The sequence below is a fragment of the Bacteroides stercoris ATCC 43183 genome, assembly GCF_025147325.1.
GTDB classification, from domain to species: domain Bacteria; phylum Bacteroidota; class Bacteroidia; order Bacteroidales; family Bacteroidaceae; genus Bacteroides; species Bacteroides stercoris.
Window position 1 is genome coordinate 2748477 of record NZ_CP102262.1, and the last position, 21038, is coordinate 2769514.

Consider the following 21038-nt stretch of genomic DNA (forward strand, 5'->3'; position numbering starts at 1 on the left):
TTAGGTTGGTACATCGAATACCAACCGTTGGTACGGATGAAATTCCCACGTATTATAATATAATGTGTAGGGCGAACCGGAAAGATGTGATTTATGGCACGGGATTTGTATATTATTAATCCAGTTTATGGTATGCAATATAAAGAAATGCGTATCTTTGTCAGTCAAAACCTTTAATTAAGGAGATAAAAATTATATGAACAATCAATTTTCACAAAGAGTTTCTGATATTATAACTTATAGCAAGGAAGAAGCCAATCGACTGAGAAATAGATATATTGGCCCGGAGCATCTTCTGCTCGGCATGCTACGTGACGGTGGAGGAAAAGCTATCGAGATATTGATGAAACTCGATATAGACTTGAAGCAAGTAAAAAAGCGCATTGAAAGCTTCTTGAGAGATGCCGAAGACGACACCCTATTACCCGATGCGGATGTGCCATTGTCGCCAATGGCCGCTAAGATATTGAAGATGTGCATTCTGGAAGCGCGCATTTTAAAGAGTTCAACAGCCGATGCCGAACATGTGCTGTTGGCTATACTGAAGGATGGCGACAACCTGGCTGCCACCGTCCTGGAAGAGAACCAGGTGAATTATCAAGCTGTATTTGAACAGCTTACAATGCAATCCACCAACCCGAATGCTGGTATGGGATTTCCGGAAGAAGAGGAAGAAGAGGATGAAGACATGAACATGTCCCACTCTTCTCGCAATGCAGGACAAGGAGCGGCTTCTTCTGCACAGACTGCCTCGAAGAAGTCTTCCAATGATACTCCGGTCCTGGATAACTTCGGTACGGACATGACCCGTGCGGCAGAAGAAGGCAAGCTCGATCCGGTTGTAGGGCGTGAGCGTGAGATAGAACGCTTGGCGCAGATATTGAGTCGTCGTAAGAAAAACAATCCGGTGCTGATTGGTGAGCCGGGTGTCGGCAAGTCGGCTATTGTAGAGGGGTTGGCACTGCGTATCGTTCAAAAGAAAGTATCCCGTATCTTGTTTGACAAGCGGGTGATAATGCTCGATATGGCCTCTGTTGTAGCCGGAACCAAATACCGCGGACAGTTTGAAGAGCGCATTCGCTCCATTATCAATGAGTTGCAGAAGAATCCGAACGTAATCTTGTTCATAGACGAGATTCATACTATTGTAGGCGCCGGTGCAGCTGCCGGTTCTATGGATGCAGCCAATATGTTGAAGCCGGCTTTGGCTCGCGGCGAAATACAATGTATCGGTGCTACCACGCTTGACGAATACAGAAAGAATATCGAGAAAGACGGTGCTTTGGAGCGTCGTTTTCAGAAAGTTATAGTAGAACCCACTACTCCGGAAGAAACGCTCCAGATACTGAGAAACATAAAAGAGAAGTACGAAGACCATCATAATGTGAGCTATACGGACGAAGCGTTAGAGGCATGTGTCAAGTTGGCAGAGCGTTATATAACCGACCGTAACTTCCCGGATAAAGCCATTGATGCTTTGGACGAAGCCGGTTCGCGTGTGCATCTGACGAACATTAATGTTCCCAAAGAGATTGAAGAGCAAGAAAAGCTGATAGAAGACGCACGTGTTTTGAAGGCTGAAGCCGTAAAGTCGCAGAACTTTGAACTGGCCGCCAGTTATCGGGATAGAGAGAAAGAACTTTCCGCTCGCCTGGATGAAATGAAAGAGGAATGGGAAGTACGTCTCAAAGACGACCGTCAGCTCGTTGGAGAGGAAGAAATAGCCAATGTCATATCGATGATGTCCGGTATTCCGGTGCAACGTATGGCTCAGGCGGAAAGCCTTAAGCTTGCAGGTATGAAAGAAGATTTGCAGGCAAAAGTTGTGGCTCAGGATGCTGCGATAGAAAAACTTACCAAAGCCATCCTGCGCAGCCGTGTAGGCTTGAAAGACCCTAACCGCCCTATCGGAACGTTTATGTTTCTCGGTCCTACCGGCGTGGGTAAAACGCATTTGGCCAAGCAGTTGGCTAAATATATGTTTGGTTCCAGCGATGCGCTGATACGCATTGATATGAGCGAATATATGGAGAAATATACGGTGTCCCGTATGATTGGAGCGGCCCCGGGGTATGTCGGTTATGAGGAAGGCGGACAGTTGACTGAGAAGGTACGCCGGAAACCTTATTCCATAGTGCTGTTGGACGAAATTGAAAAAGCTCACCCGGATGTGTTCAATATCTTGTTGCAGGTGTTGGATGAGGGACGTCTTACTGACAATTATGGCAGAACGATTGACTTTAAGAATACAGTCATCATCATGACCTCCAATATCGGTACCCGCCAGTTGAAAGAGTTCGGTCGTGGCGTAGGTTTTGCGGCACAGGCACGTACGGATGATAACGAGTACTCGCGCAGTGTGATTCAGAAAGCATTGAACAAGACCTTTGCTCCTGAGTTCCTGAACCGTCTGGATGAAATCATAACGTTTGACCAGCTTTCGCTGGATGCCATTACGAAGATTGTGGACATAGAGCTGAAAGGTTTGTATGAACGGATTGAAGCCATTGGCTATAAGATGGTTGTAGATGATGAAGCCAAGAGATTCCTTGCTGCCAAAGGCTACGATGTGCAGTTTGGCGCCCGTCCGTTGAAGCGTGCCATTCAGAATTATCTGGAAGACGGACTTTCGGAGCTGATTGTGTCTGCCGGATTACAGCCCGGTGATACGGTTAATGTTTCTGTCGATAAGGAAAAAGATGAGTTGAGTATAACCAAAGCCTAACAAGCCTTTATAATAAAACAGTCAAAATGTCAGTTCTCCGGGACTGGCATTTTTTTTGTGTTCAGTTTGCCAAAACAATAAAAATACAAATCTAAAAATATAAACTTAGTATGCAAAAAGGAAATATTGGGGTAACTACAGAGAATATCTTCCCCGTTATCAAAAAGTTTTTGTACAGTGACCATGAAATCTTCCTTCGTGAGTTAGTCTCTAATGCCGTCGATGCTACCCAGAAACTTAAAACACTGGCTTCTATCGGTGAGTTTAAGGGTGAACTCGGTGATTTGACCGTGCATGTGTCCTTAGGCAAGGATACGATTACCGTATCCGATCGTGGTATCGGCCTGACGGCAGAAGAAATAGATAAATACATCAATCAGATTGCATTCTCGGGAGCCAACGACTTCCTGGAGAAATATAAGAATGATGCCAATGCCATTATCGGTCATTTCGGACTTGGCTTTTACTCGGCTTTTATGGTTGCCAAGAAGGTCGAAATCATCACCAAATCCTATCAGGATGGTGCTAAAGCCGTGAAATGGACTTGCGACGGTAGTCCGGAGTTTACCATCGAAGATACGGACAAGGCAGAACGCGGAACGGATATCGTTCTTTATATAGACGACGATTGCAAGGAATTCCTTGAAGAAGCGCGCATCTCTTCTCTTTTGAAGAAGTATTGCAGCTTCCTTCCTGTTCCCGTTGCATTCGGCAAGAAAAAAGAATGGAAAGACGGCAAGCAGGTTGAAACATCCGAAGATAACATCATCAACAACGCTAATCCATTGTGGACGCTGAAGCCCAGCGAATTAAAAGACGAGGATTACAAGAAGTTCTATCGCGACCTCTATCCGATGTCCGATGAACCCTTGTTCTGGATACATCTGAACGTGGATTATCCGTTCCATCTTACTGGTATTCTGTACTTCCCGAAGGTAAAGAGCAATATAGAGTTGAACAAGAACAAAATCCAGCTTTATTGCAATCAGGTCTATGTAACGGACTCTGTAGAGGGTATTGTTCCAGACTTTCTGACATTGCTGCACGGTGTACTCGATTCGCCGGATATTCCGCTGAACGTATCCCGTTCCTATTTGCAAAGTGACTCCAATGTGAAGAAAATCTCTACATATATTACGAAGAAAGTATCCGACCGCTTGCAATCCATATTCAAGAACGACCGTAAGCAATTTGAAGAGAAGTGGAACGATTTGAAAATCTTCATCAACTACGGAATGCTCACACAAGAGGATTTCTATGATAGGGCAAAGGATTTCGCCTTTCTCTCCGATACGGATGACAAGTATTATACCTTCGAAGAGTATAAGACCTTGATAAAGGATAGCCAGACGGATAAGGATGGTAATCTGATTTATCTGTATGCCAACAACAAAGACGAGCAATACAGCTATATCGAGGCTGCCAAGAATAAGGGATATAATGTGCTGTTGATGGGCGGCCAGCTTGATGTTGCCATGGTAAGCATGCTGGAGCAAAAGTTTGAGAAAGTGCGTTTCACCCGTGTAGACAGTGATGTCGTTGACAATCTGATAGTGAAGGAAGACAAGGCGAAAGATGCCTTGGAAGCCGATAAACAGGAGGTTCTCTCTGTTATCTTCAAGAGCCAGTTGCCGCAGATAGAAAAAACAGAGTTCAATGTAATGGCTCAAGCCTTGGGTGAAAATGCTTCACCGGTCATGATTACTCAAAGCGAGTACATGCGTCGTATGAAAGAAATGGCTAATATCCAGGCAGGAATGAGTTTCTATGGCGAAATGCCGGACATGTTCAACCTGGTATTGAATGCCGACCATAAACTGGTAAAGGAGATTCTGGCTGATGAAGACAAGGAATGTGCGGCTGCCGTTGCTCCGATTCAAAAAGAAATGGACGATGTAAATACTCGTCGTAATGAATTGAAAAAGAAGCAGGAGGGCAAGAAAGACGAGGACATTCCTACAGCCGAAAAGGATGAGGTAAATGATTTGGATAAGAAGTGGGAAGATTTGAAAAACCGGAAAAATGGATTGTTTGCCGACTATGCCGCTCAGAATAAGGTTGTCCGTCAACTTATTGATTTGGCATTGCTTCAAAATGGCATGTTGAAAGGTGAAGCTTTGAATAATTTTGTAAAGAGAAGCATCGATTTGATTAAATAAGCCCCTTTAGATTTCTATTATAACAGGGCATTGCAGCTAATATGAGTTGTAATGCCCTTTTTTTGTCTGTTTTTTCGTAATAGGTCTGTTTTTTTTCGTTGGATACGAGGTTTTTGGAAACAATTGTCTATATTTGAGCATTGAATAAATTAGTATATTTCACTCGAAACCGTATTCATGAAAAGATTTTTTTTGTTTTTGTCAGTCTGTTTATTGCTTCTGCCGTTTGTGCAAGCTCAGAAAGTAGGACTTGTTTTGAGTGGCGGAGGTGCGAAAGGCATGACCCATATCGGTATCATTCGCGCTTTGGAGGAAAACAATATTCCTATCGACTACATTACGGGTACTTCTATGGGAGCTATCATAGGTTCACTCTATGCTATGGGATACTCTCCCGATGATATGGAGGCTTTATTGCGTTCCGAAGACTTCAAACGCTGGTATTCAGGACAGGTAGAACCCGAATACGGGTATTATTTTAAACAGAACCGGCCGACCCCGGAGTTTTTCAATATCCGTTTCTCCTTTAAGGACTCGCTGCATATCAAGCCTCAGATACTGCCTACAAGCATGGTAAATCCCATTCAGATGAATCTGGTCTTTGTGGAGCTATTTGCACGGGCTACGGCTGCATGCAGCGGCGATTTTAACCGCCTGTTTGTGCCTTTCCGGTGTATTGCCTCCGATGTATATAACAAGAAACCGTTGATTATGCGTAGAGGAGATTTGGGAGATGCGGTACGCGCTTCCATGAGTTTTCCGTTTGTTTTCAAACCGATAGAGATTGATAGCGTTTTAGCTTATGACGGTGGAATTTATAATAATTTCCCCACAGATATTATGCGTGAGGACTTTAAACCGGAAGTCATCATAGGTAGCGTGGTAGCCGCCAACCCCGGTAAGCCGAAAGAGAATGATTTGATGAGCCAGCTTGAAAATATGATTATGCAGAAGACGGATTATACTCTTCCGGATTCTTTAGGCATTATTATGACATTCAAGTATGACGATGTAAGCCTTTTGGACTTTGACCGTTTGCAGGAGTTGCACGATATCGGCTATAACCGGACTATCAGTTTAATGGATTCTATAAAAGGCCGTATTCATCGGAGGGTAAGTGCGGAAAATGTTCGTTTAAGGCGGTTGGTCTACCGCAGTAATTTGCCTCAATTCCGCTTTAGGGACATCTATATAGAGGGCGCCAATCCACAACAGCAGGCGTATATCAAAAAAGAATTTCATGACGAAGACCATGAGGTGTTTACATATGAAGATTTGAAACGTGGATATTTCCGTTTGCTGTCTGATAATATGATATCGGAGATTATACCTCATGCTGTATATGACTCTGAAAACGATTTGTATTCGCTGCATCTGAAAGTGAAAATGGAAGATAATTTTTCTGTAAGGATGGGTGGAAGTGTATCGACAACCAGCTCTAATCAGATTTATTTGGGGTTGGGTTATCAGGACTTGAATTATTATTCCAAAGAAATAACCCTTGACGGCCAGATTGGCAAGGTATATAATAATGCGCAGCTTATGGCCAAGATAGACCTTCCTACCCGTATTCCAACCTCCTACCGCCTTATTGCTTCTTTAAGTACGTTCGATTATTATAAAAAGGACAAACTCTTTTCTAAGAATGATAAGCCCTCTTTTAACTCTAAAGATGAACGTTTTGTCAAGTTGATGGTAGCCTTGCCTTTTTTGGCCAATAAACGGGCGGAAATAAGCATCGGATATGGGAAACTTCAAGACAATTACTTTCAGTCCAGCGTGATTAATTTTGACAAGGACCGTTCGGATAGGAGTACCTACAACCTTTTGGGAGGGGCTATCGGCTTTTATGGGAGTACGCTGAATGCACGACAGTATGCCACTAAAGGGTATTTTGAAAAACTGGTGGCACAGGTCTTTAGCGGAAAGGAGAAATTTGTACCGGGAAATCCGACGGAAACGAGTGTTACGACTAAAGAAAGGCAATCTTGGCTGCAAATTTCTTATATGAAATATGCCTATCATACTATGAGTCCCAAATTTACTTTGGGATGGATGGCAGAGATGCTGTATTCATCGAAGAACTTTTCGGAGAATTATACGGCAACCATGTTGCAGGCGGCAGATTTTTCTCCTACTCCTCATAGTAAGCTGATGTATAATGAAGCATTCCGGGCCAACCAATTCTTGGCAGCGGGTATCAAGCCTATTTTTGTTTTCAATGATATGTTCCAATTCCGTTCTGAATTTTATGGTTTCGTACCGATATTTCCTATTAAAAAGAATGCATTGAACAAAGCTTATTATGGAAAAGCGTTTTCGCGCTTTGAATATATAGGAGAAATTTCTGTAATATGCCAATTGCCCTTTGGAGCAATATCTGCATATGTAAATCATTATAGCTCACCGAAAAAGGAGTGGAATGTGGGGTTGACACTCGGCTGGCAGCTGTTTAATTATCGGTTCATCGAGTAATTTTTTTCAAAAAAGTTTGCGTATCTCTTGCTAATTCAAAAAAAGTACGTATCTTTGCACCCGTAAAACAAACAAGGCCGCGTAGCTCAACTGAATAGAGTAGCTGACTACGGATCAGCCGGTTACAGGTTTGAATCCTGTCGCGGTCACAAATTGTTAATAATAAAGGTCGCGTAGCTCAACTGAATAGAGTAGCTGACTACGGATCAGCCGGTTACAGGTTTGAATCCTGTCGCGATCACAGAGATCCTCTACAAATATATTTTGTAGAGGATTTTTGTTTTTTGCACAGAAACTTCGGGTCAACTTCGGGTCAACGTAAAAACCTGAGGGATTCATAGCTTATGCATAAATTTTGGGTCAGCGGATTTCCCCGGTTGGCAAGCTTTCTTTTAAGCGTATAGCCTAGCCAGTCTGAACATGAAGAATTTCAGATCAGCCACCCCTCTTAACTGGCTTCGAAAAGCTTTGATTTTAGCATTGAACGACTCCGCTGAAGCATTTGTCAATCGTTCTTCAAAATAATTTATGATGGTCGTACTATGGTTTGAAAACGTATCAAGTACCTTGTTGAACTCCATATAGTCAAACTTTTCCACTTCATTGTACCATCTTGCGAGATTTAGCCTTGCTTCATCGAGACCTGACTTCTTGTTGAAGATGTCTGTCAGTTTCATGCTAAGGCTGTATCCTTCCAGAAGCTTGGGGAATTTATCAAAGAGAATGGCAGCCCTGGTCTTTTGCTGTTCATTCCATTTGCTCCAGTGTTTCAGTATAATGTGCTTGCTTCTGCTTACTATCTGTGACAGGGTTTCTCCGTTCTCCATTCTTTCAGGTTCCCATTTCCCTATTCTTTCCCTTTCCGCCTTACTCTTTGTTTCTTTCTTCTTTTGGCGATGCTCCCTGATAGCCTGATTTTCCGCATCAAGTACTTTCCACCGATAGCGTATTCTTAACTGGTCAACAGCTTCAGACATGAGCTGCTGTACATGAAAACGGTCATTGATCAGCTTTGCGGCAGGAAACACCTTTCTGACTGTCAGCATCATGGCTGAAGATAAATCTGTAGTGACAGTCTTGACAGACAGCCGTTTCCGGTGCGGAAGCCTGCGCAAGATTCCGCTTACCGCATCTGTGGCCACTCCACGAACTATTGCAACTAAAGCACCCTTACGACCTTTAGCTGCTTTATTGGTCAGAATCGTATAAACATCTCCATTGCTCAGGCAAGTTTCATCCAAAGAAAGCTTTTCTCCAATATTTTCAGGATAAAGGAGATAGTCATGCGCATGTTCGAGCTGATCCCAGTTCCGGTAATCACTGATTTTCTCCTTGTATTGTTTACGAAGAGTCTGCCCTTTTACGCCATAACGTTCCGCAAGCACACTGATGCTCACAGGAGTAGATTCAATCTCCTTCTTTTAAAAAAGAGACGAACTCAGAATTGAGCCGTGTACCGTCAAATTCGGATAAATCCCAGTCATAACTGAAGATTTCATTGGAAGATTTGTCAAGCCATTTACGTTTACGAACATGGAGATAAGTGGCGCGACCACGAATAGGATAGTCTTGGATTGTACGATACTCACCAAAACCATAGGATATGATATCCGGATTGATCTTATCTTCTTTTAGTTGAACTTTTTTTTCATCAAGATAAATATCAAAACGGTCAGCACTCTTGTCGAAATTGACAATATCAAAGTTGTCTATAAGCACATCCGGAAGGATGGCACGAAGGAGTTGTGCGGGTTTCATAAAACAAAGGTAAGCAAAGATAGCTAATTTTAAAACTTACCAACCAGATATTTCCGCTGAGCCTAAATTTTCGCCAGTCTGAACAGGAAGAAAGCTCTGTCCTTTACTCCTCTGAATTGTGTGCGGAACTCCTTTATTTTTGCATTGAACGATTCGGAAGCAGCGTTTGTTGAACGTCTGTCAAAGAAGTTGATTATTTCCCGGTAATGCATCTGTACGGAACGTGCCACTCTTCCGAAAGCAAGAAACCCTGATTTTTCCACCTCGTCATACCAGCGGGCAAGATGCGTCAATGCCGCATCCTTGTACCTGCATTGGTGGTATATCAGTCCGAGCCTCATGGAGAGGTAGTATGCTTTCTTAATATCGGGATACTCCCGGAACAGGATGCCGGCGCGTACGCGCTGTGATTCCGTCCACAAGGATTCCTTCTTATATAACAGGTAAATGCTTCTCGAAAGAAGCTGTTTGCGTGAATCACCGTTTTCAAAGACCGGCGCATGATATATCTTCCCGCAGGCTTTGGCATGGGCGATCTGAACAGATTCTTCGTCCAAAGCCTCCCAACGTGCTTTAACGCGCATATCCTGAACCGCCTCATAAGCGAGTTTCTGCACATGGAAACGGTCTGTGACGCGGCGTGCGGCGGGAAAACAGAGGCGGGCGATCTGCTCCATGTTCGGAGCCATATCCATGGTTATCTCCCTGACCTGAAAGCGTCTGCGGCGGGAAAGACGGAGCAGTACGGAGGTCACGGTCTTTACATCTGTTCCTTTCACAACGGCGATAAGACTGCCCGAACGGCCTTTTCTCTCCTTGTTTATCAACACGGTATATAATTCTCCGCGGGAAAGGCAGACTTCATCCAGTCCCACATAAACACCGATGTTCTTCTCGAAAAGAAGCCATTCTTCGGCATGAGGAAGCTGCTCCCAACAGAGATAACCGCTCAGGTGATTCCGGTATTGCCGCTCGAGCAGTTCCCCGTCGACCCCGAACAGCGTTCCCAACAGCCTGCAGCCCACCGGCAGCTTATCAATATAATTCTTTTAAAAAAGACGCAAATTCATGCGTCATACGGCTACCACCGGCAACCAGTTTCCAGTCACGGCTCACGTAACGGTTCTCATCCTTGACAACCCACCTGCGCCGGCGCACGTTCAGAAAAAGCTTCTTGCCGCGTATGGGGAAATCCTGAACCACAACAGGTTCGTAAAAACCCTTGCTCTCAACTTTCATTCCTGCGTATTCTTTAGGAACTTCATTCTTTTCTTCTAAATAAATCACTATTTCCGATGCGCTTTCCTTTACGTCCGAGATGATGAAATAATCCAATGTCCCTTCAGGAAGAAGGAGACGGTAGCCGTTGTTGTCCATAAGATTTCTGAGTTAGTTTTATGCAAAGATAGGATTTTTACAAATATTACCCCTCAGGTTTTTACATTGACCCGAACTTTACATAAAAAAAGAGATGTGTCAATTTTGACACATCTCTTCCATATATACTAAATAAGATTTGTACTCAGCATTTAATATTCAATTCATCCAATATCTTCCGCATTGCTTCAAAAGTCGTGATTCTGGTAGGCACTAATGGTAGGCGAAGTTTGTTCTCAATCATTCCCATTGCATTCAACATGGCTTTTACTCCGGCTGGATTACCGTCTACAAAGAGTAATTTGAATAATTCTGCAAATTTGTGGTGGATGGTCAGCGCATTTGAGTAATCTCCTTGCAATGCCAGACGTACCATACGACTAAATTCACGCGGAAAGGCATTTCCTATGACCGAGATGATACCAACGGCTCCTAAGGTAATCAGAGGGAAGGTAATGCCGTCATCGCCTGAAATAACGTCAAAATTGGCGGGTTTATTTTTTATGATGTCATCCATCTGGCTGATATCTCCCGATGCTTCTTTAATTGCTATTACATTCTTAAAGTCGCGTGCGATGCGCAAGGTTGTTTCGGCTTTCATATTTACTCCGGTACGTCCCGGTACATTATAAAGTACAATCGGAAGGTCGGTAGCCTCGGAAATCGCTTTATAATGCTGATAAATCCCTTCTTGGGAAGGCTTGTTATAATAAGGAACAACAGAAAGAATGGCATCCACTCCGGTAAAATCGTCATTCTTCAGAGTTTCTACTATAGCGCGAGTGTTATTTCCACCTACTCCAAGCAGAATAGGTATTTTCCCATTCACGCGCTCGATAACCATTTTCTTGATTTTCTTTTTTTCTTCTTCAGTCAGCGTCGGAGTTTCTGCTGTAGTGCCAAGTACGCATAAAAAATCAGTGTTGTTTTGGAGCTGATAGTCTACTAAACGCATCAATGCATCGTAATCAACGCTTTCATCCTCTTTAAATGGAGTAATCAGCGCTACCCCCATTCCTTTCAATCTAGTCTGTATCATGAGTATTATAAAGTAATCTCTAATTAAACGACTCGCAAAAGTACGATTTTTTTCAATTTACCATACAAATATAAGCCATAAAAAAGCTTTTTGTAGAAATTTGTTAGGATATGAGTGTCAGAAACTCATCTTCGCTCATGAGCTTTATCCCTAATTTATGAGCTTTTTCCAATTTGGCGGGTCCCATATTCTCGCCCGCCAGAATAAAACTGGTTTTGGCAGAGATACTGCCTACATTTTTTCCACCGTTTTTTTCTATCAGCTCTTTGTATTCATCTCGTGAATGATGTGTGAAAACACCGCTTATGACAATGGATTGTCCTGCCAACTTATCCGTATATCCGCTTAAATCTTCTTCTCTGCGATAGAGCTGTAATCCGGTGGATTTCAAACGTTCTATCAACTCGCAGTTCAATGGATTTGCGAAATACGTCAGAATGCTTTGTGCTATTTTTTCCCCGATTTCATCGATGTTTATCAGTTTTTCGAGGTTGGCATTTTCCAGCTCGTCTATGTCATTAAAAGACTTGGCTATTTTCTTGGCTACAGTTTCGCCTACAAAACGGATGCCTAAAGCGAAGAGCACTCTTTCAAATGGAACCTCTTTGCTCGCTTCGATTCCTTTGATGATATTCTCCGCTGATTTTTCACCCATACGGTCCAGGTTCTTAATATCATCTGCTGTGAGCTGATATAAATCTGCCGTATTCTTGATTAGTCCCAAACGGTAGAACATATCTACGGTTTCCGGGCCTAAGCCATCTATATTCATTGCCTTACGGCTAATGAAATGCTCTATCTTACCTTTAATTTGAGGTGGGCAGGATGTTTCGTTAGGACAATAATGGGCTGCTTCCCCTTCGTATCGTATCAGTTTACTGCCACATTCGGGACAGTGAGTGATAAATTTCACTTTTTCACCGATAAGCATGCTGCGGGCGTCTTTGTCTACTCCCGTAATTTTAGGAATGATTTCTCCACCTTTCTCTACATAAACCATGTCTCCGATATGTAAATCCAGCCCTTCAATAATATCGGCATTGTGCAGAGAAGCCCTCTTCACGATAGTGCCGGACAGTTGTACCGGATCTAAATTGGCAACAGGAGTTACGGCTCCGGTGCGTCCTACTTGATAAGTGACCTTGTTTAAACGAGTCAAGGCGCGTTCTGCCTGAAACTTATATGCTATAGCCCATCGGGGAGATTTTGCGGTAAAACCGAGGTTTTTCTGCTGGCGCATACTGTTGACTTTTAAAACAATACCGTCTGTTGCTACCGGCAAGTTCTTTCGTTCGGTGTCCCAATATCTGATATATTCAAATACTTCTTCCAGGCTATGAGCCTTTTTCATGTGTTCCGAGGTTTTAAATCCCCAACCGGCTGCTGCTTGTAAATTTTCATAATGTCCGTCACAGGGCAATTCTTCTCCTAACAGATAATACAAATAGGCATCAAGCTTGCGTGAGGCTACAATAGCGGAATTTTGCAACTTTAAAGTACCGGAAGCTGCATTGCGCGGATTGGCGAAAAGCGGTTCTTCACGCGCTTCTTTTTCCCGGTTCAGTTCTTCAAACACTTCCCAGGGCATTAATATTTCTCCTCTGATTTCAAACGACTCAGGATAGCTGCCGTGGAGCACTAATGGTATCGTGCGGATCGTTTTTACATTATCCGTTACATCATCACCTTTTTCACCGTCACCACGGGTTACGGCACGTACCAATTTGCCGTTTTCGTAGGTCAGTGAAATGGATGTGCCGTCGTATTTCAATTCACAGCATATTTCAAAGTCTTCGTTCAGAGCCTTCTTCACCCGGTCATAAAAGTCTGTCACTTCACTTTCCGAATAGGTGTTTCCCAATGAGAGCATGGGATATTTATGGGCTACCTGTGTGAAGTTTTTATTCAAATCGCTTCCTACGCGCATGGTAGGCGAATTGTCGTCCTGGTATTCGGGATGTTCCTTTTCAAGCTCTTGTAATTCGCGCATCCTGTCATCGAACTCTTTGTCTGATATTTCGGGAGCGTTCAATACATAATAATTGTAGTTGTGCCGATGTAAGTCGGCGCGTAGCTGGTCTATCTTTTCTTTTACTGTCATAACGATTTTGGAGTTTGGACACAAAAATACGGGTTTCTCCCGAATATTTTTTGCTTTTACTCTTAACTTACACTATTTTTGCGGAAAAAATAAAATATATGCGTATTGATATCATTACTGTTCTGCCGGAAATGATTGAAGGCTTCTTCAATTGCTCTATAATGAAACGTGCTCAAAATAAAGGGCTTGCAGAAATACATATTCATAACCTTCGTGATTATACTGAAGATAAATACCGTCGGGTGGATGATTATCCTTTTGGTGGTTTTGCCGGAATGGTTATGAAGATAGAACCTATAGAGCGCTGCATCAATGCTTTGAAAGCCGAACGGGAGTATGATGAGGTCATTTTCACGACTCCGGATGGTGAACAGTTTAACCAGCCTATGGCTAATACGCTGTCTCTCGCTAAAAATCTTATAATTCTTTGCGGGCATTTTAAGGGAATTGATTACCGTATCCGCGAACATCTCATAACGAAGGAAATCAGTATCGGAGACTATGTATTGACTGGTGGCGAACTGGCGGCGGCCGTTATGGCTGATGCTATTGTACGTATTATTCCCGGAGTTATCTCTGACGAGCAATCGGCCCTTTCCGATTCTTTTCAGGATAATCTGTTAGCTGCTCCCGTTTATACGCGCCCGGCTGATTACAAAGGATGGAAAGTTCCGGAAATTTTACTATCCGGTCATGAGGCTAAAATTAAGGAATGGGAGCTGCAACAGTCATTGGAAAGAACTCGGAAATTACGTCCGGATTTGTTAGGTGAGTAATCTGTAAGATGTAAATAAAAATAAAAAGGGCATTCAGTTTGAATGTCCTTTTTTATGAAAATAGTTTGCGAATGGCTATGCTTTGTTATTCGTCATACCTCAAGTGCACCGATTATTTCTTTAACTGACTTATATCCGTGTCTGTTCAGATAGTCATCAATACCTTCTGCAACTTTCACGGTGATTGCCGGATCAATAAAGTTTGCAGTACCGATTTGAATGGCAGAGGCACCTGCGAGCATAAATTCCACAGCATCTTTCCAATTCATGATGCCCCCTAAACCTATGACCGGTATTTTTACTGCCTTAGCAACCTGCCATACCATACGGAGTGCAATAGGTTTCACTGCTGCTCCGGACATGCCGCCTGTTACCGTGGAAAGGATGGGACGTCTGCGTTCTGCATCTACAGCCATTCCTAACAAGGTATTGATGAGTGATACGCTGTCTGCACCGCCATTTTCAGCAGCACGTGCTATTTCTGTGATGTCTGTAACATTGGGTGACAGTTTTACGATAAGTGTCTTTTTGTAAACTGAGCGTACGGCTTTTACCACTTCCTCCGCTCCTTTGGCTGTGACACCAAATGCCATTCCACCTTGCTTTACATTAGGGCAGGATATGTTTAATTCTATGGCAGGAATATTTACAAGTTCATTAATGATTGCAGCCGTTTCCATATAATCTTCGATAGCAGAGCCTGAAACATTCACAATCATATTGGTTTTTATATCCTTGATACGCGGATAGATATGTTCAACAAAGTAATGTACACCCTTATTTTGCAGTCCCACAGCGTTTAACATACCTGATGGAGTCTCTGCCATACGCGGATACGGATTACCTTCACGTTTGTGAAGAGTAGTTCCCTTTACAATTATACCACCTATTCGCGATATATCGATGAAATCGGCGAATTCTTCACCATATCCAAAAGTTCCGGATGCTGTCATCACCGGATTTTTCATTTGCAATTCACCAATGTTTACACTTAAATCTGCCATAATAGTTTGTTTATATTAAAAACCGGACCTTCTTTACATACGCATAAATGACCTTCTGTGGTATTTTCCACACAACATAAGCAAGCGCCTATGCCGCATGCCATCATGTTTTCTAAAGACACTTCACAATTAGTGCCTTTACTTTTGGCATATTTGGCTACAGCCATCATCATTGGTTTAGGACCGCAGGTATATATTTGTTCGAAGTTCACCTTGCTCAATATAGAATGTTGGGTGACATATCCTTTTTCGCCATGACTGCCGTCTTCCGTGGTGGTATATACATCTCCATAGGCAGCAAAATCTTCTAATTGCAACAAGTCTTTATCGCTTCTGGCACCTAATAAGAAGGTGGGTTTGCTTCCGTTTTTCGCCAATTGCTCGCCTAAATACAACATCGGTGCTGTACCTACGCCGCCACCTACTAATAAGAGCTTATCCGAGGGCTTTTCAGGCATTGTGAAGCTGTTTCCTAATGGAAGTACCACATTGATTATATCTCCTTGTTTTGCCGCTCCTAATCGCTTGGTTCCATCTCCTACAAGTTGGATTAGAAACCACACCTCATTCCGTTGTTTGTCTACATAATTAATAGAGATAGGGCGTCGCAGGAAAGTAGTGGGTGAACCGTCTACGCGAATTTCGGCAAATTGTCCCGGAAGCATTTCCGGGAGCAGGGACGGGGAAGTCAATTTCAGCAGCGCATAATTGGCATGCAGTCGGACGTTCTCGGTCACTGTCAGATCTAAAATATATTTTTTCATATTATCTATAAAGAAGGATTATCTTTTGACTGCAAAGATACGGGAATTTGTGCAAATAGCCGTAGTTGCCTCTTAATTTTCCGGTTTGAATGTTTCATAAGTATTATCATCAAAGAAAATTCTTATTTCTGTTATTTTTTTAGGTGGTCTTTCTTTATAGATAATCTCTTGTTTTACAATCTCTTTAGGCGTATTTACTGGAGCTTCTAACGCGATTTCCTTGCGATTTTCCGGAGTGCTTGGCTCATTGGACGGATTTTCCGGATTGTCAGCAAATAAAGGATAGTCGAATCCGTTGTTTTCAACGGATGGAGAATTATTGCTCATGTTTCCTTTTCCTGTTAGCAGCCATTCAAGGTTGATGTCATTATACCGCTTGTGAAGTTTCAGAATAACTTCTGTACTTGGATTATTACGGGAGGCTAATATATGGGAAATAGTGGCTTGAGCTACTTCTATACTTTCGGCAAATGCTCCAGCAGTTAACTGCTCCCTGTCCATTATCATCTTAAATCTATCCTTTATACTCATGGCGTAGATATTATTACAATTGTATAAGTCTTTAAATCCGATTACAAAAGTAAATAATAGGATTTACAAAAGCAAATTATGAGTGTAATATTTTAAAATTTACAATCGTACTCGGCAAATTTACTTATGTCAAGCTTATATTTGTAAAGAGGTTATTTTTCATGAAAAACATCTCTAATATTAGCTTTAATAAAATACATTATTATGCTGATTTACAGTTTAATATATTGTATTGTAATAGGAGTATTACAGAGATTACAAATGTTTTGACGTCTATTTCTTATATTTATAATTTAAAAGTCTAATAAATAGTTATATATATCAGATTTATAATGATATATACTATGATTAATATGTTGTTAACTGCTCACGGGATAAAGATGTAATAATGTATATAATAGACGTAAACACCCCTATTTACAAAAGTGTTAATCATCTATTATGTATACATGTAATATGTTTAGCTTTGTAATATATACATTTGTGAATACTGTGTATTACATTGGTAATGCTTCATAGTTGTATAGTACAACTATTCCTCTATCCGGTTTATAAATCCTGGTAAAGTAATACTCGATTCTAAAAGAAAATTGGTGACAAAATTGGGAAGCGACTCTATGTTATCAGTTTTATGAAGGTCAACAATAAATTCTTTGCTTTATTTCAATATAAATACCCGAATGATTGAAAAGAAACGATTCTCAGAGGCTTATTTTGAATGTATTATACTGTATTATAGTATATTATGTGTATATTTAATTGCCGGATAAATCATGATAATAGAAAAAAAGGGGGAAAATCCCCCTAAATATGATAAAATGACACATAAATGAATCATTTTCGTATTTTCTTCTTTTATTAAAAAGATATGGAATGAGAAAATCAATGCAGGATTTTAAAGACCAATTCCCGTAAAAGGTCGCTATCGTTTAAGGAAGGGTTTCCTACTCCTTTAGACTTGGCATCTGTATATCGTATCTCTCCGATGATCTGCATGGTTTTTATTCCATTGTACATCCTCATGGCATTTAGATATTCGCGGGACTGCCACGGGCTCTTCAGACCTAAGAATGCTGCGATGCCTTGCTCTGATTTTTCGGGGGCATAATAGGCTAGCATCAGATTGGAAAAGAATCCGAAAAGTAAAGATAAAGTCATTTGAATCGGATTGGTTTTCGGATTTTCTTCAAAATATTTTATTATTCTGTTAGCCTTTAGAACATCCTTTTCCACGATGGCGCTGCGGAGTTCAAAGTTATTATAATCCTTGCTGATTCCTATGTTGCGTTCTATCTGTTCGGGGGTGACACGTGTCTGACCTTTTGGAAGTGTAATAATCAGTTTTTCCAGTTCTCCGGTAAGGCGGCTGAGGTCTGTCCCTACGAAGTCGGCAAGCATGGAAGTGGCTTTCGGTTCAAGGTCTATTCCTTTACGTTTCATATAGGATGTGATGAATACCGGCAGTTGGGATTCTTTCACTTTCCTGGACTCAAACAGTATGCCCGACTTCTCTATTTCAGCTGCGAGTTTTTTCCTTTTATCCAATACGCCATGTTTGTGGCATATTACCAATATTGTAGATAGCAAGGGTTTTTGAAGGTAGTAGGAAAGCTCTTCTATATTGCGTATGTTCTGTGCTTCCTTCACTACTACCACTTGGTGCTCGGACATCATGGGATAGCGTTTGGCTGCATTGATAATTGCAGCCACGTCCACATCTGCGCCATATACAACGGTGAGGTTGAATTCTTTTTCAGTTTCATTCAGTACGTTGTCCGTTATATAATCCGAGATGAGGTCGATGTAATACGGTTCTTCGCCCATCAGGTAATAGATGGGACGATATTGCCCAGCTTTCAGTTCTCTTAGGATATCATCGCACGTAATTTCTTGCTTGGCCATATTTCTTGGTTTTACCAGTCGAATTTCAGATGTTTTACGGTTTTCTTCGCATCAATAATCATGCGCAGAGATGCAATGCCGATTTCAACATGTTCCTTTACATAGTTTTGGGTTACTATGTTATCGCTTTTATCGGTTTTGACGCCTTCCGGAATCATCGGTTGGTCGGACACCAGCAACAAAGCTCCGGTGGGGATATGATTGGCAAAGCCGCAACTGAACAAGGTTGCCGTTTCCATATCGACTGCCATGGCACGGGTTTTTTTGAGATACTCCTTAAAGTCCTCATCGTGTTCCCAAATACGGCGGTTGGTGGTATATACAGTACCGGTCCAGTAATCGCGGGCATGGTCGCGAATGGCGGAAGAAACGGCACGTTGCAGCATAAAAGCCGGCAGTGAAGGAACTTCCGGCGGGAAGTAGTCGTTTGAAGTACCCTCACCGCGGATAGCGGCGATTGGAAGGATAAGATCCCCTATCCTGTTTTTCTTGTCGATGCCTCCGCACTTGCCCAAAAACAGGCATGCTTTGGGCTGAATGGCACTTAATAAGTCCATGATGATGGCGGCGTTGGGGCTTCCCATTCCGAAGTTTACGATCGTTATTCCTTCCGCACTGGCCGAAATCATATTAGCGTCCCTGCCTAGTATGGGAACATTGAATTTTTCGGCAAAAATTTCGACATACTTGTTGAAGTTGGTCAACAGAATATACTCTTCAAAATCCTCCAGGTTACGTTTTGTGTAACGGGGCAGCCAATTAGCTACGATTTCTTCTTTTGTTTTCATAAGATTTCATTAAATTTGTTCCGTAAAACCGTTAGGGAACGATTATTTAACTCACAAAAATACAATAAAAAAGTAAAAACAAGAAATTAAAATAGAATGTTCTCACTGAACCTGCCGGCGTTTGAAGCCAAGATTATTACAAGGGATGGAAAAAGAAGTATTTTCGATGTTATCCGCCGCCGATATGTTGCCTTGACCCCGGAAGAATGGGTGCGGCAGCATTTCGTACATTTTCTCATGACGCATAAGGGCTATCCGCAGGCACTGATGGCAAATGAGGTGCAGGTGCAGTTGAACGGTACTAAAAAGCGCTGCGATACAGTTCTTTACAGGCGTGACCTTACGGCACGCATGATTGTGGAATATAAGGCTCCCGAGGTGGAAATCACTCAGAAGGTCTTCGACCAGATTACCCGTTACAACATGGTGTTGAAAGTGGACTATCTGATAGTAAGTAACGGTATCCGGCATTATTGCTGCCGTATGGATTACGAACAGAACAGTTATACTTTTTTACAAGATATTCCAGACTACGCAAGCCTCTGATTTTACCGGCTGAATGAACCGTAATGAATCAGGGAATGAAAGGCAATGAGGCAGGGAGTGAATGCCTTTCATTCCCTAACTCATTACATCCCCTTTCAGAACACCTTCCTGAGGGGATTGAAAAGAACGGCAACCATGTAAACACGATAGCAAAAAAGATGCACTTCCCCCACTCTTTCCTACTTCATTTCATCGTATACCATCCGGGAAATGTGTGCGATGATAGCGGCATCCTCTTCGTCCGTTTCACTTGAGTCCGTTACGAAGACAGCGATATAATACTTCTTGCCACCGGGCATGATTACTATTCCGGCATCATTATCCGCCATCTTCACGCCTTTCAAATTACGATCGGAAGAACCGGTTTTATGCCCCACAACCGTATTGGAAGGCAATAAGCCTTTTAGTTTGTTGCTTCCTGTGGCTGTTTCTGTCATAGTTTTCCAAAGGAAATCCCGGTACACGGGGGCGAATAAATTTTTCTCATCGGCCATTTTCAGTAACCGTACCATTTCAGAAGGGGTGCTCCAATTGGCGTATGCCTTTTGGGGATTCCGGTGCATGGAATCTTCCGTTTCGGACAAATTGAAATCATTGATGCCCAATTTCCTGATGTACTGATGAATATGCCCTATTCCACCGGCATATTCTATGAGGATGTCGCAGGCATTGTTATCGCTTAGCGAGATGCTGTATTGTAAAAGCTCTCCCAATGATATATCCAGGTCTTGACCGGAATGCTTTTGCTGCAGCGGACTGTAGGTATTTGGCTGTAATTGGGAAGCTTTTACATGAACAATATGTTTCAATGGGATTTCCTCTCTGTTCATTTTATCCAATACGGCCAGGGCTACATGGAATTTGAATACGCTCAGAAGCGGATAGTGCACCTTGTTGTTGTGCAGTATGGTTTCGTCTTTGTCTGTCAGTACGGCTACGCCGACCGTGGCTTTCTTCCCTTTAAGGAAACCGGCAATTTTGCCTTCCAATGCCTGCTGTTGTGCTTGTAGAACGATGTTTATGCTGAAACACAACACGCCTATCAAAGTATATCTAAGCTTCATATTATTAATTTCATACATTTGTTCGAGTC

Annotated in this window: 17 protein-coding genes and 2 tRNA genes; 7 read left to right on the forward strand and 12 right to left on the reverse strand. The window is 42.3% G+C overall.

Annotation, left to right across the window (positions count from 1 at the left end; genetic code table 11):
- Positions 1-196 precede the first annotated feature (196 nt).
- The 5 genes from NQ565_RS11300 (at position 197) to NQ565_RS11320 (ending at position 7600) form a co-directional block, all read left to right on the forward strand.
- A complete protein-coding gene (locus NQ565_RS11300) occupies positions 197-2725 on the forward strand; it encodes an ATP-dependent Clp protease ATP-binding subunit (RefSeq protein ID WP_005654239.1) in 2529 nt (842 codons plus the stop codon).
- 110 nt (positions 2726-2835) lie between these two features.
- Complete coding sequence (htpG, locus tag NQ565_RS11305; RefSeq protein ID WP_005654238.1) at positions 2836-4884, forward strand: molecular chaperone HtpG; 2049 nt, start codon at positions 2836-2838, stop codon at positions 4882-4884.
- 177 nt (positions 4885-5061) lie between these two features.
- Positions 5062-7359 (forward strand): patatin-like phospholipase family protein, encoded by a 2298-nt coding sequence (locus NQ565_RS11310; RefSeq protein ID WP_005654236.1) that lies wholly within the window; start codon positions 5062-5064, stop codon positions 7357-7359.
- 75 nt (positions 7360-7434) lie between these two features.
- Positions 7435-7508 (forward strand) — tRNA-Arg (locus NQ565_RS11315).
- A gap of 18 nt (positions 7509-7526) precedes the next feature.
- Positions 7527-7600 (forward strand) — tRNA-Arg (locus NQ565_RS11320).
- Between the two features lie 151 nt (positions 7601-7751).
- Here NQ565_RS11320 and NQ565_RS11325 read toward each other — a convergent pair.
- The 6 genes from NQ565_RS11325 to ligA form a co-directional block, all read right to left on the reverse strand.
- Positions 7752-8756, reverse strand: coding sequence for an ISAon1 family transposase (locus NQ565_RS11325; protein ID WP_040315496.1), 1005 nt, complete (start codon positions 8754-8756; stop codon positions 7752-7754).
- Positions 8757-8766: 10 nt separating this feature from the next.
- On the reverse strand, positions 8767-9117 hold the full coding sequence (locus NQ565_RS11330; protein WP_005652161.1) for an ISAon1 family transposase N-terminal region protein: 351 nt from the start codon (positions 9115-9117) through the stop codon (positions 8767-8769).
- A 62-nt stretch (positions 9118-9179) separates the two neighbouring features.
- Positions 9180-10142, reverse strand: coding sequence for an ISAon1 family transposase (locus NQ565_RS11335; RefSeq protein WP_005654234.1), 963 nt, complete (start codon positions 10140-10142; stop codon positions 9180-9182).
- Between the two features lie 10 nt (positions 10143-10152).
- Positions 10153-10494, reverse strand: a complete 342-nt coding sequence (locus NQ565_RS11340) for an ISAon1 family transposase N-terminal region protein (protein ID WP_005653242.1) — start codon at positions 10492-10494, stop codon at positions 10153-10155.
- A gap of 145 nt (positions 10495-10639) precedes the next feature.
- A complete protein-coding gene (gene dapA / locus NQ565_RS11345; protein WP_005654232.1) occupies positions 10640-11533 on the reverse strand; it encodes a 4-hydroxy-tetrahydrodipicolinate synthase in 894 nt (297 codons plus the stop codon).
- A 103-nt stretch (positions 11534-11636) separates the two neighbouring features.
- Entirely contained in the window at positions 11637-13634 is a 1998-nt protein-coding gene (gene ligA / locus NQ565_RS11350; protein ID WP_005654231.1) for an NAD-dependent DNA ligase LigA, read from the reverse strand.
- Positions 13635-13732: 98 nt separating this feature from the next.
- Between ligA and trmD the strand changes: the two genes are divergently transcribed.
- Positions 13733-14410, forward strand: a complete 678-nt coding sequence (gene trmD / locus NQ565_RS11355) for a tRNA (guanosine(37)-N1)-methyltransferase TrmD (RefSeq protein ID WP_016662592.1) — start codon at positions 13733-13735, stop codon at positions 14408-14410.
- Positions 14411-14502: 92 nt separating this feature from the next.
- Here the strand turns inward: trmD and NQ565_RS11360 are convergent, their stop codons facing one another.
- From NQ565_RS11360 to NQ565_RS11380, 5 genes are all read right to left on the reverse strand, one after another.
- The gene (locus NQ565_RS11360) at positions 14503-15414 is read right to left on the reverse strand and encodes a dihydroorotate dehydrogenase (protein WP_005654228.1); all 912 of its coding nucleotides are present in this window, start codon (positions 15412-15414) and stop codon (positions 14503-14505) included.
- A complete protein-coding gene (locus NQ565_RS11365) occupies positions 15402-16178 on the reverse strand; it encodes a dihydroorotate dehydrogenase electron transfer subunit (RefSeq protein ID WP_005654227.1) in 777 nt (258 codons plus the stop codon). The genes NQ565_RS11360 and NQ565_RS11365 overlap by 13 nt, the downstream gene beginning before the upstream one ends.
- A 72-nt stretch (positions 16179-16250) precedes the next feature.
- Entirely contained in the window at positions 16251-16709 is a 459-nt protein-coding gene (locus NQ565_RS11370; protein ID WP_005654226.1) for a helix-turn-helix domain-containing protein, read from the reverse strand.
- A gap of 882 nt (positions 16710-17591) precedes the next feature.
- Positions 17592-18611: a DNA polymerase III subunit delta gene (holA, locus tag NQ565_RS11375; protein ID WP_005654224.1), complete on the reverse strand. Its 1020-nt coding sequence runs from the start codon at positions 18609-18611 to the stop codon at positions 17592-17594.
- Positions 18612-18622: 11 nt separating this feature from the next.
- Positions 18623-19399, reverse strand: a complete 777-nt coding sequence (locus NQ565_RS11380) for an AMP nucleosidase (protein WP_005654223.1) — start codon at positions 19397-19399, stop codon at positions 18623-18625.
- A 96-nt stretch (positions 19400-19495) separates the two neighbouring features.
- On the opposite strand from NQ565_RS11380, the gene NQ565_RS11385 reads away from it, so the two are divergent.
- Positions 19496-19945, forward strand: coding sequence for a type I restriction enzyme HsdR N-terminal domain-containing protein (locus NQ565_RS11385; RefSeq protein ID WP_005654222.1), 450 nt, complete (start codon positions 19496-19498; stop codon positions 19943-19945).
- Positions 19946-20124: 179 nt separating this feature from the next.
- On the opposite strand, the gene bla is transcribed toward NQ565_RS11385, so the two are convergent.
- A complete protein-coding gene (gene bla, locus NQ565_RS11390) occupies positions 20125-21009 on the reverse strand; it encodes a class A beta-lactamase, subclass A2 (protein WP_040315679.1) in 885 nt (294 codons plus the stop codon).
- Between the last annotated feature and the right edge of the window lie 29 nt (positions 21010-21038).